This is a genomic window from Oligella ureolytica DSM 18253 (genome assembly GCF_000373745.1).
Taxonomy (GTDB): Bacteria; Pseudomonadota; Gammaproteobacteria; order Burkholderiales; family Burkholderiaceae_B; genus Oligella; species Oligella ureolytica.
Map to the genome: position 1 here is coordinate 1 of NZ_KB892330.1, position 10,173 is coordinate 10,173.

The 10,173-nt window shown below is 39.8% G+C and carries 16 protein-coding genes and 1 pseudogene; 16 read left to right on the forward strand and 1 reads right to left on the reverse strand.

Annotated elements, in window-relative coordinates; translation table 11 throughout:
• On the reverse strand, window positions 1–206 hold a 206-nt coding region (locus B092_RS0110735; protein ID WP_018575243.1), incomplete at its 3' end, for a transposase.
• 310 nt (window positions 207–516) lie between these two features.
• On the opposite strand from B092_RS0110735, the gene ureG reads away from it, so the two are divergent.
• The 16 genes and pseudogenes from ureG to B092_RS15205 all read left to right on the forward strand — a co-directional run.
• Entirely contained in the window at window positions 517–1,125 is a 609-nt protein-coding gene (gene ureG, locus B092_RS0110740) for an urease accessory protein UreG (RefSeq protein WP_018575244.1), read from the forward strand.
• Window positions 1,125–1,844, forward strand: a complete 720-nt coding sequence (locus B092_RS0110745) for an urease accessory protein UreD (protein WP_018575245.1) — start codon at window positions 1,125–1,127, stop codon at window positions 1,842–1,844. The genes ureG and B092_RS0110745 overlap by 1 nt, the downstream gene beginning before the upstream one ends.
• Window positions 1,841–2,143 (forward strand): urease subunit gamma, encoded by a 303-nt coding sequence (locus B092_RS0110750; protein ID WP_018575246.1) that lies wholly within the window; start codon window positions 1,841–1,843, stop codon window positions 2,141–2,143. Before B092_RS0110745 ends, B092_RS0110750 begins: the two co-directional genes overlap by 4 nt.
• A 9-nt stretch (window positions 2,144–2,152) precedes the next feature.
• On the forward strand, window positions 2,153–2,458 hold the full coding sequence (ureB, locus tag B092_RS0110755; RefSeq protein WP_018575247.1) for an urease subunit beta: 306 nt from the start codon (window positions 2,153–2,155) through the stop codon (window positions 2,456–2,458).
• Between the two features lie 11 nt (window positions 2,459–2,469).
• Entirely contained in the window at window positions 2,470–4,182 is a 1,713-nt protein-coding gene (gene ureC / locus B092_RS0110760) for an urease subunit alpha (protein WP_018575248.1), read from the forward strand.
• A 13-nt stretch (window positions 4,183–4,195) separates the two neighbouring features.
• Window positions 4,196–4,639: an urease accessory protein UreE gene (locus tag B092_RS0110765; protein ID WP_018575249.1), complete on the forward strand. Its 444-nt coding sequence runs from the start codon at window positions 4,196–4,198 to the stop codon at window positions 4,637–4,639.
• Window position 4,640: 1 nt separating this feature from the next.
• Window positions 4,641–5,324, forward strand: coding sequence for an urease accessory protein UreF (locus B092_RS0110770; protein WP_018575250.1), 684 nt, complete (start codon window positions 4,641–4,643; stop codon window positions 5,322–5,324).
• Window positions 5,325–5,515: 191 nt separating this feature from the next.
• Window positions 5,516–6,232: a DUF4198 domain-containing protein gene (locus tag B092_RS0110775; RefSeq protein ID WP_018575251.1), complete on the forward strand. Its 717-nt coding sequence runs from the start codon at window positions 5,516–5,518 to the stop codon at window positions 6,230–6,232.
• Window positions 6,233–6,676, forward strand: a complete 444-nt coding sequence (locus tag B092_RS0110780) for a hypothetical protein (RefSeq protein ID WP_018575252.1) — start codon at window positions 6,233–6,235, stop codon at window positions 6,674–6,676.
• Entirely contained in the window at window positions 6,677–7,273 is a 597-nt protein-coding gene (gene cbiM, locus B092_RS0110785; protein ID WP_018575253.1) for a cobalt transporter CbiM, read from the forward strand.
• Window positions 7,270–7,917, forward strand: coding sequence for a hypothetical protein (locus B092_RS0110790; protein WP_018575254.1), 648 nt, complete (start codon window positions 7,270–7,272; stop codon window positions 7,915–7,917). Before cbiM ends, B092_RS0110790 begins: the two co-directional genes overlap by 4 nt.
• Complete coding sequence (locus tag B092_RS0110795; protein WP_018575255.1) at window positions 7,905–8,516, forward strand: ABC transporter ATP-binding protein; 612 nt, start codon at window positions 7,905–7,907, stop codon at window positions 8,514–8,516. The genes B092_RS0110790 and B092_RS0110795 overlap by 13 nt, the downstream gene beginning before the upstream one ends.
• 277 nt (window positions 8,517–8,793) lie before the next feature.
• Window positions 8,794–8,976 carry a hypothetical protein gene (locus B092_RS15200; RefSeq protein ID WP_083907528.1) on the forward strand — a complete coding sequence of 61 codons (183 nt, stop codon included), beginning with the start codon at window positions 8,794–8,796 and terminating at the stop codon, window positions 8,974–8,976.
• 32 nt (window positions 8,977–9,008) lie between these two features.
• Window positions 9,009–9,431: an IS66 family insertion sequence element accessory protein TnpB gene (gene tnpB, locus B092_RS0110800; protein ID WP_018575256.1), complete on the forward strand. Its 423-nt coding sequence runs from the start codon at window positions 9,009–9,011 to the stop codon at window positions 9,429–9,431.
• Window positions 9,432–9,517: 86 nt separating this feature from the next.
• Entirely contained in the window at window positions 9,518–9,949 is a 432-nt protein-coding gene (locus B092_RS0110805) for a hypothetical protein (protein WP_018575257.1), read from the forward strand.
• Between the two features lie 40 nt (window positions 9,950–9,989).
• Window positions 9,990–10,173 (forward strand): annotated as a pseudogene (locus B092_RS15205) (IS21 family transposase); the annotation flags it as partial.

Here is a 10,173-nt window from a genome sequence, read left to right on the forward strand (position 1 = left end):
CATTGACCCAATAGGACTGCCTTAAACATGGCGAGCACGGGATAACTCGGACGACCTTGTTGAGTCGTCAATCGACGCTGCTTTTGTGAATTGAGGTAGCATTCAATCGGTCGCCAATCAATCACTTGATCTAACTTAAGTAACGGAAAACGATCAAGGTGTTTGGCAATACGGGCTTTGGCGGTTTGTTGAAAGAAACTACTCATAGGACTAAAGTAAGAATGCAAGAAAACAAGCTATATTTTAGGAAGTTTGAGGGGTTATTGCAAAGGTCTCAAAATAGCTGAATTTGCGATAAATCAAACTAAATCACTTTATAAATTCAAATTAATGTTAAATTTCGTAGAATATGTAGGTGCTATATGCAAAACATCTTTAAAGTTATATTATATTTAGCTAAATTATTGATATTTTAGTTCTTGCATCAATAATTTTAAGTAGGTTAAATTAATTGAGAAATAATAGAAAACGACGTTTTAACTGAGGTTAAGTCGTTTTTCTTTAAGAGGAATCTGTATGAAAAAACCGATCATAATAGGTGTTGGTGGTCCTGTAGGTGCTGGCAAGACTTTGTTGATAGAAAGAGTAGTTCGAGTCATGAGTAAGGACTATGAAATAGGTGTCGTGACAAACGATATCTACACCAAAGAAGACGCCATGTTTTTAGCTAAAAATAGCGTCTTACCGACAGATCGGATCATTGGTGTGGAAACGGGTGGTTGCCCACATACGGCGATCAGAGAAGATGCTTCCATGAATGAGAATGCACTTGCCAACTTACAGGATACATTTGATTTAGATATCATTTTTTTAGAAAGTGGTGGCGATAATTTAGCCGCTACCTTTAGTCCTGATTTGGTGGATTTCAGTATTTATGTCATTGACGTTGCTCAAGGTGAGAAAATCCCACGCAAAGCGGGTGCAGGGATGATTAAGTCTGATCTTTTTGTCATTAATAAAATTGACCTTGCCCCTTATGTAGGTGCTGATTTAGGTGTGATGGAAAGTGATACTAAGAACTTTAGAAAAGAAAAAGACTTCTATTTTACGAATCTTAAAACGGATGATGGCCTTGAAGATGTCGTTAAGTGGATAGAAAAAAACTGTATGTTTAAAGATCTGTAATGAGTGTTTTAAAAACAACGATCAAAGATGGTGCTTTAAAGGAGCATTATCAAAAAGGCGCTTTAAGGCTTATCAGTTTGCCCGTGGATTATGGAAAAGCACGAGACGAAGATGATAATCGGTTTTTTGCCTATTTAAGTACGTTGGGTGGGGGATTAGTCGGTGGTGACAACTACTCACAAAACTTTAAAATGGAAAATAGCAACGCTGTATTGAGTTCACAGTCAAATCAAAAGGTTTATAAAGGGGCATCAAAGCTTAAGACATTGATAAATCTTGATGAGCGTTCAAAGTTGCTTTTTTATAATCATGCAAATATTTTTTATAAGGATGCCGATTTTAGTAGTAAAACGACCATTTTTTGTCAAAGTGGGGCTCAGCTTTTCTACCTTGATGGCGGCTTTATAGGATATGCCGATGCATGCTTCAAAGCGAATATGAGTTTACGAATTTATATAAATTCTAGTCTTAAACTTAATGATCTTTTTCACTATGATAGTCGTCAAAATCTTAACTCATTTTTTAATTATGAGTATTTTTACACGCTAGTTATTGTGAATGAAGAGTTAGATATTCCAGATGTAGATGAGAGTGATTTAAAAGCCTTTTCGAGCAAGATAGATAAGGTGACTGTGGTTAGGGTAGCTAGTAGTAAAAACGACTCAGCTATGAACTACATAGATGAGCTCAAAAATCAATTCTTGAAGGAGAATGTATGAAGTTGACATTAAAAGAGCAAGAAAAACTCTTGTTAAGTTATGCGGCCGTTGTTGCTAGAAAGCGTCTCGAGAGAGGTGTTAAGCTAAATTGTCCTGAAGCAGTTGCTATTATTAGTGACTTTATTTTAGAAGGTGCTCGGGACGGCAAGAGCGTGAGTGAGCTAATGGATGCTGGAAGAAGCGTGATCAGCAAAACGGATGTCATGGATGGTGTTGCGGATATCGTCAATGAGGTTCAGGTTGAAGCAACGTTCAAAGACGGCACTAAACTCGTTACTATCCATAACCCTATAGTTTAAGGTGAAAGTATGAAACTAGGCGAAATCATATACGCTGATGGCGATATTATCTGCAATGAAGGCAGAGAAAGCATTGAATTAGAAGTTACCAACAGTGGCGACAGACCGATACAAGTAGGGTCTCACTTTCATTTTTACGAAGTAAACACAGGCCTTGAGTTTGATAGAGAAAAAGCACGAGGAAAAAGACTTGATATTATTGCTGGCACAGCAGTTCGTTTTGAGCCAGGAGTTACTCAAGTGGTGAACCTTATAGACTTGGCTGGTACACGAGAAGTTTATGGGCTAAATAACTTAATCGATGGAAAACTATAAGGGGTTAAATGATGTTTAAAGTAAAAAGACAAGACTACGCAGCACATTTTGGGCCAACCACAGGTGATAGTATACGACTCGCTGATACAGAGCTTTTCGCTAAGGTTGAGAAGGATTTCGCAACCTATGGTGAAGAGAGTAAATTTGGTGGTGGTAAAACCATCAGAGATGGTATGGGTCAAAACTCACGAGTCACCAGAGACAATGAGCAGGTAGTTGATCTTATTATTACCAATGCCCTTATTATTGACTATACCGGCATTTATAAAGCAGATATAGGTATCAAAGACGGTAAAATTCACGCAATCGGTAAAGGTGGCAACCCTGATATTAGCGATGACGTTGATTTTGTTATCGGTGTTAGTACTGAAGCCTTAGCCGGAGAAGGCCTTATCGTGACGGCGGGTGGTGTTGATACGCATATTCACTTTATTAACCCTGATCAAGTAGATGAAGCATTAAGTAATGGGGTCACCACATTATTTGGTGGTGGTACAGGTCCAAATGATGGTTCCAAAGCGACTACGTGTACCCCTGGTGCATTCCATATTGAAAGAATGCTTCAAGCGACCGATGACCTTCCTATCAATATCGGTCTTTACGGTAAGGGAAGCGGCTCAAATGTTGAAGTGAATTTAGAGCAATTAAAAGCGGGTGCCGCTGGTCTTAAGATCCATGAGGACTGGGGTGCGACAAGAAGTGCATTAGAGTACACACTACAAGCAGCAGCAATCGGTGACGTTTCTGTCGGACTTCATACGGATACGTTAAACGAGTATGGTTTTGTTGCTGATACAGAAAAAGCGATCAATGGTAGAACCATTCACACATTCCATACGGAAGGTGCAGGGGGTGGTCACGCGCCTGACATCATTAAACTGGCAGGACTGCCAAATGTTTTACCGGCATCGACTAATCCAACTTTACCGTTCACGGTTAATACGATTGAAGAGCACCTAGATATGTTGATGGTGTGTCACCACTTGAGCAAAGACATTAAAGAGGATGTCGCCTTTGCTGATAGTCGGATTAGAAAAGAGACCATCGGTGCGGAAGACGTTCTTCATGATACAGGTGTTATCTCAATCACTAGTAGTGACTCCCAAGCGATGGGTCGAATCGGTGAGGTGATCTCTAGAACTTGGCAAACTGCCCACAAAATGAAAGTACAACTTGGTGCGTTAGAAGGTGACAGTGAGCATGACGACAACCATCGTATTAAACGATATGTTGCTAAATACACTATTAACCCAGCCATTGCAGCAGGTGTTGATGAGTACGTGGGAAGTATTGAAGTAGGCAAACTTGCTGACTTAGTCTTATGGGATCCTAAGTTTTTTGGTACTAAGCCCAAAATGGTATTAAAAGCTGGATTTTGCATTTTGTCTGAAATGGGCGATAGCAATGCTTCAATTCCAACGCCACAACCCGTCATTCATAGAAAAATGTACGGAGCATATGGTAAGGCTTTATATAAAACGTGCTACAGCTTTATGGCACAAATGGCCATTGATGAAAATGTAGCTGAAAAATATGGTCTTCAGAAGCAGGTTTTACCTATTAAGGGAGCCTCAACTGCTAAGAAAGAAGACATGAAGCTAAATAACGCTACGCCAAACATAGAAGTTGACCCACAGACTTATCAAGTGACAATTGAGGGCAAGCTGATCTATAGCGAACCACTTGATGAACTGCCAATGGCTCAAAGATACTATCTATTCTAGGAAAAATTTAAGTATGATACTCAAGGAAATTTTAGGAAATGTCAAAGACTTTGACACTAAAGGCAAAGCGATCGACAAGGTTAAGATAAGTGCTGACGATAGACTCAAAAGAGTTGTCCGCTTAACGAGTGATAATGGCGTTGATATTGGTATTAATTTAAGCACTGAAACTATCTTAAAAGATGGTGATGTGCTTGCCGAGGATGAAAACTCAGTCTTTGTTCTCGAGTGTTTACCGCAAGATGTTCTAGTGATTAAACCAGAGGATATCGTGACGATGGCATTTGCCGCACACTCGATAGGCAACAGACATGCGCCAGCAGTTTTTGAGCAAGGTGCGATGATTATTGAGTATGACTATCTCATCGCTCAGTGGTTGGATGAACATAATATTCCCTTCACGAGAGAGAATTTAGTGGTTTCTAACCCTCTTAAACACGCTAGTCATCATCATTAATATGAAAAGTCAATTTCTCTTTGATAGTGCATTTCCTAATGGTGGATACTCTCATAGTTTTGGATTTGAGAGCTACATTTCTTGGGGTGACTTAAAGGATATTTCTAGTTACGAAAAGTGGCTTCAGAGCTATATGTTAGATGTATTTGCTGAGAGTGACGGTGCTATTTATAGCATTGCCCATGCGTTGAAGGATAAAAGACTAAGTCTTTTAAAACTGGCTAAAGCAGCGAATGCATCTATCTCGTCTTTTGAGAATCGCAAAGCTCAGGTAGAGATGGCAAGATCAACCCTTAATAATACTGAGTTTATGCATGATGAAAATATCATGTGGTATAAAAACGCAGCCTTTAAATGGGATGAGTTTGCTAATCCAGCGATCGTTTTTGCGTTGTTGAGTCATAGTGATTTTTTGGAAAACTATGCTTATGCAACGCTTAGAACGCTGACCATAAACGCCACGAGAGCCGTTCCATTAGCTTATAAAAAATCAAATGAATTGATGTTTTTAAATCAGGTGTTAGCTAAGAAGACAGCTCAAAAATCAAGAGAGATAGCTAAAGATAGTATCGACAATGGGTTTTTTAGCTTAAATTCAAATAATAGAATTTTTGCGACTCATCATGAACTTGATTTAGCGATGTTTGCTCATGAAAGACTTGATTTTAGATTGTTTATGAGTTAGTTGGGCTTGATAAGCTTCTCATTAGTTACTAGTGAGTTCGACACGCATCTACCACAGCTTAAATGGTTGTGGTAAGATGTGTATGTCCAACTTAGTCAGCTCGACAGGCTAAGGTAGTGGCATATTTATTCCCTAATTTTTGGTTTTTAAATTTATCACGTGTTTCAAAGTGATTAGCATAGGATATTGACATGTTTAAGTCATCAAAATTATTAAAACTAGCATTGATTTTTGGTTTAACCACGACACCAGTAATGGCGCATCAGGTGTTAACCGAGGACCTTGGTTCAAATAAATACGAGGTAAAGTTTTGGGCTCATGATGGGTATCAGGCTTATCAGCCTGAACAACTCATCCAAGTCAAAGGCTATGATGAGGCGTTAAATGAGGTAAGAACAGGGATTAGATATAATCGCGGTACAGAGAAAGCGCCAGAAGTGTTAACTGAAAAAACAGCCGCTTTAATGGTCTCGGTTTATGATGCCGGCTATTGGGTGGATAGTAACGCTGGTTTTGTTGTCGGGGACAAAATAGAGGCCGAAGGGATTGTCTTTGGTGCGATCAGTAGTATCAAAATGGGTAAAACCTATTATGAGTGGAATGAAAAAATGCTGGCACCACTCGGCTTAAAATATGAAGTGATTGCCTTGAGTGATGTGACTAAGCTTAAGAAAGGTGATTATTTATCCGTCTTGGTTTTAAAAGATGGTAAGCCTGCTAGTGGGGTGGCGTTTGAAAATAATACGGATAGTCTCAGCGAAGAAACGAATGAATTCGGTATCGCCTATCTGCCAGTAAATTTTGATGGTTTAAATATCCTCGCTTCTACATTTGAAGAGCCATTATTTAACGATCCTAAGGCGGAAACTTTATTTATTCAAAGTTCTATTTCTTTCTGGGTTAAGTAAATGAAACGAATTTTTTTCGCTATATTAACACTTTTTAGCCTTGTGCCTTTATCTGCCCATGCGCATGGGGTTTTTTACGAAAGTTATAAGGCTGAGGCGATTGTCATCCATGCCGAGTTCGCTGCGAATAGTCCTGCTAGATTTGCTAAGCTCGAAATTTATAAGGGTGATTCTGCGTTACCTATGCAAGAAGCAAGGATGGATGAGAGTGGGAATTTTGCCTTTTTACCGCCTGAGGATGGTACTTATCGAGTGTTGATTTCAGCGGGAAGTGACCATGGTGAACACACAGCGGACTTCACCATAGATGCCAATGCGATGGCCTCAGAGGTTACCTTTGAAAAGCAGCCATTCGAGAAATACATCGGTATTTTGGGGAGTTTAGGCGTAATATTTGGGCTTTTTGGTATTTTAGCACTGCTCAAGTCTAGGAGAAAAGCATAAATGCATATCGCTGAAGGCATCTTAAAACCTGAAATTTTAGTGGCTGGTTGGGTATTAACCGCACCCGTTGTGGGCTATGCTCTCTATAAGCTGGATAGTGAGGGTATCCCCAAAGTCGCTCTATTGACAGCGCTATTTTTTATTGGTTCGTTTATTCACATTCCGATTGGTCCAACTAGCACGCATTTAGTGTTTAATGGTGTTGTGGCAGCAATCGGCGGAGTCTATGCGTTTTTAGCCATAGGGATAGCGCTACTTTTTCAGGCACTACTATTTGGTTTTGGGGGGCTCGGAGTACTCGGGGTAAATACCTTTATCATGGCATTTTGCCCAGTTGTTCTCTGGTTCTTTTTAAGAAAAGCCGTTAAGCGAGGAGGATCGAGATTTACCACAGGAGCGATCCTCTTTATTGGTGGTGCATTACCCGTGCTTTGTAGCTTAATGCTCTTAGTTTTTATGCTCTATATCAATAGCACCGATCTTGAGTATGCTACCTCTGCGATCCTAATCTTTAATATTCCATTGATGGTGATTGAAGGATTGATCTCGTTGTTTATGCTGCATTTCATACTCAAGTATAAACCACAGCTTATATGAAGCCAGCTCTTTATATTTTACTATTAACTATCTATGACATTTGTGTTGTAGGGGCCAGTAGTTTTGGTGTGGTTGATGTTTTAGCACCTGTTGCAGCCTTTTTCTTGATTGCAAAAGATAGGAAAAAGCTTATATTTTGGTTGTTTGGCTTAAATATTTTTATTCTCTTCGTCGCCGTTTCTTATGTGTTAAATGGCGACTATGAGAGTGCAAAAGTGGTGATGATACGATCGAATTTAATTTTACTTTTGACTCTTTCCTTTTTTATTGGTAGGGATGAGTGGTTTTTATTAAAAGGTTTTTATAAATTAAAGTTTTCGAGAAAATTTATTTCGATTGTTTTTATTAGCTCAAAACTAACTAATTTGCTTTTGAAGTCGGCATTTAAAATCCCCATGATTTTAAAAATTCGGGGAGTTAATGGTGGTTTGCTATTTTATAAGGCGTATGCCGGCGCATTGGCCAGGATGGTTTGCGATATGCTCGATAAGTCGTATCGAATCTATAAGACGATGGGTATAAGAGGATATAGCGGTGATATTGTCTTTATAGAAACAGAAGATAGAATAAATTTTGGTGATATCTTAGTTATCGTCCTTGTTATGTTAGTGCTGGCTATAAAGGGAGCCGTATGGATGCTTTGATAGAAGTTAAGGAACTTAACGTTAGCATTAAAGAAAGGAAGCTTTTAAATAACGTAGCGTTTCGAATTTATCCGAGCCAACGAGTTTATATCGTAGGTGAAAATGGTAGCGGTAAAAGTACCTTACTTGAAATTTTAGCTGGTTTCAATGATGAAAAAAGCGGTGACATCACTAGAAAAAAGGGACTTAAAATAGGCTATTTAATACAAGATAGCTCTGAATGGTTTTTAGCGCCAACCGTGATCGAAGATACCGCTTTTTCATTATTGGCTGAGAAAATAGATCCTAAAATTGCTGCCCAAAAGGCGCTCAAAACGCTAGAAATGCTTAATATTTCTCACCTTAAAGATCGTTCAATTGATAATCTTTCCGGTGGAGAAAAGCGTCTTGTCACAATTGCCGGAGTTTTTGTCAGAGAGCCAGATATTTTTATTCTTGATGAGCCATTTCATGAGCTTGATCGAACTAAAATCGCCTTGGTAAAGTCTCTTTTAGTTGAATTTAATAAGCCATACATTATCGTAACTCACCATGAAAGTGATATAGAAGGAGATGCTATGGTCTATGAGTTGTGTGAACAGAAGTTAACATTACGATAAATTAGTTATTAACTCACTTCTTAAAGCATAGAGCTGTTGGCCTACATTGTCTTTGGCTCTAATGCCTATGGAAGTAATGACATGTTTGGTTAATAGCTCGTCACTGTAAGTAGCTATAGTTCTTGTTGTCCTATTTCTGCTAACAAGCACGATTACCACATGGTTAGCCTGTGACTAGATACTGTTGTCACATTCTTTTTCTAAAATGGTACTAAATGTTAGAGCCCTTGTCTGTATCTCACAGACTTCAAAAACCCTCATTATTTAGGTGACCATTGTGTTGAAATTACGTCGTGTTGTTTTATCTACAGCCGCAGTCCTTAGCTTTTTATCCGTTTCATCTGTACAAGCTGAAGAGCGTGCGGTGTGTTATAACTGTCCACCAGAATGGGCTGACTGGAAGAGTGAGCTTGGTAAGCGTTCGGTGAACACATGTATTTATTCTCTCCAAAATAGATAACACTAAGGTTTTGTTAACCTTAGGAGAATCAAATGCATCACTACATGGAGACCGAAGCCAGTTACAACCTTTATGCTCAAGCTGGCTCTTCTTTGCTTTTAGCAAATCAACGGCAAATTCCTTCCGTACTGACTTTAGACAAGGTCGTGTTAATGAGTCAAGCCACGGATTTACGAGCCGGTAGGGATACGCTACGGACTAAGGCGATCCAGCTTGTTGGTCAAGTCGGTCCGCATGAAGGCTATATTTTTATGAATCGTACGCAAACGCTACTTAAAATGGTGGTTCATGATGCGATGGGTACGTGGTTGTGTACACGACGCTTACACGAGGGTAGCTTTCATGGCACTGGTGTGCAAAGTAACCCACAACTGAGTGCGGGACAGCTGCATGCCTTAGTCTTAGGTCTGCCTTGGCATCGGGTTGGTGAGGCAAGTGTTTTTCGTTATTCTTAGCCTGTTTGTGACCTAATTCCCCTTGATTTGTCAATTAGATCTTTTAGGGATCGCTTCTCTACTCGGCATGAGGCATACTATGCGTTATGCCGATTTCTTTTTCTTCTCTTCCATCTGACCTATCCAGCCTAAGTGCTGAGGAACTGCGCGAACTTCTTTTGCAGCAACAAACCTTATTAGCACAGACACAAGCAGTTGTTAGTCATAAAGAAGCCTTGCTTGCCGAGACACAGGCAGTCATTAGTCAAAAAGATGTCCTGCTTATCCAGACACAAGCAGTCGTTAGTCAAAAAGAGACTCAACTCCTTGAAGCACAAGCAGTCGTTAGTCAAAAAGAAAAGTCCTATGAGCTCCTCAGTATTGCCCACGAGAAGGTCAAAATGGAGTTAGCGGTGCTTAAACGCATCAACTTTGCTAAGCGCAGCGAACAGCTTCCTGACTTACAAGCTAAACTCTTTGAAGAGTATAGAGCGACAATTAACTTGACCGGCGTGACGACAATTATGTTGGCCGGTTAATCTGCTAAGGTCAGACACAGTTAAAACGGAGGGTTTTGCTGTGTCTGGTAGTAAGATTACTAAACAACAAGTTAAGCGTTATATGGATTTTAGAAAGAAACACACTCAAGCAGAAGCCGCTGCTAAAGCAGGCATCTCTGAACGCAGCGCAAGGCGCATTGATCATAACCAACTTCAGCCTAAGTCATCGCAGCCACGCCACTGGCGTACTCGTGACGATCCTT

What these genes read in the sequence shown, in the direction of transcription:
- B092_RS0110745 (WP_018575245.1), top strand. Translation starts at nt 1,125, where the DNA reads ATGAGTGTTTTAAAAACAACGATCAAAGATGGTGCTTTAAAGGAGCAT.
- B092_RS0110750 (WP_018575246.1), top strand. Translation starts at nt 1,841, where the DNA reads ATGAAGTTGACATTAAAAGAGCAAGAAAAACTCTTGTTAAGTTATGCG.
- B092_RS0110805 (WP_018575257.1), top strand. Translation starts at nt 9,518, where the DNA reads ATGCCGATTTCTTTTTCTTCTCTTCCATCTGACCTATCCAGCCTAAGT.
- ureG (WP_018575244.1), top strand. Translation starts at nt 517, where the DNA reads ATGAAAAAACCGATCATAATAGGTGTTGGTGGTCCTGTAGGTGCTGGC.
- ureC (WP_018575248.1), top strand. Translation starts at nt 2,470, where the DNA reads ATGTTTAAAGTAAAAAGACAAGACTACGCAGCACATTTTGGGCCAACC.
- B092_RS0110775 (WP_018575251.1), top strand. Translation starts at nt 5,516, where the DNA reads ATGTTTAAGTCATCAAAATTATTAAAACTAGCATTGATTTTTGGTTTA.
- ureB (WP_018575247.1), top strand. Translation starts at nt 2,153, where the DNA reads ATGAAACTAGGCGAAATCATATACGCTGATGGCGATATTATCTGCAAT.
- tnpB (WP_018575256.1), top strand. Translation starts at nt 9,009, where the DNA reads ATGCATCACTACATGGAGACCGAAGCCAGTTACAACCTTTATGCTCAA.
- B092_RS0110795 (WP_018575255.1), top strand. Translation starts at nt 7,905, where the DNA reads ATGGATGCTTTGATAGAAGTTAAGGAACTTAACGTTAGCATTAAAGAA.
- B092_RS0110780 (WP_018575252.1), top strand. Translation starts at nt 6,233, where the DNA reads ATGAAACGAATTTTTTTCGCTATATTAACACTTTTTAGCCTTGTGCCT.
- B092_RS0110790 (WP_018575254.1), top strand. Translation starts at nt 7,270, where the DNA reads ATGAAGCCAGCTCTTTATATTTTACTATTAACTATCTATGACATTTGT.
- B092_RS0110770 (WP_018575250.1), top strand. Translation starts at nt 4,641, where the DNA reads ATGAAAAGTCAATTTCTCTTTGATAGTGCATTTCCTAATGGTGGATAC.
- cbiM (WP_018575253.1), top strand. Translation starts at nt 6,677, where the DNA reads ATGCATATCGCTGAAGGCATCTTAAAACCTGAAATTTTAGTGGCTGGT.
- B092_RS0110765 (WP_018575249.1), top strand. Translation starts at nt 4,196, where the DNA reads ATGATACTCAAGGAAATTTTAGGAAATGTCAAAGACTTTGACACTAAA.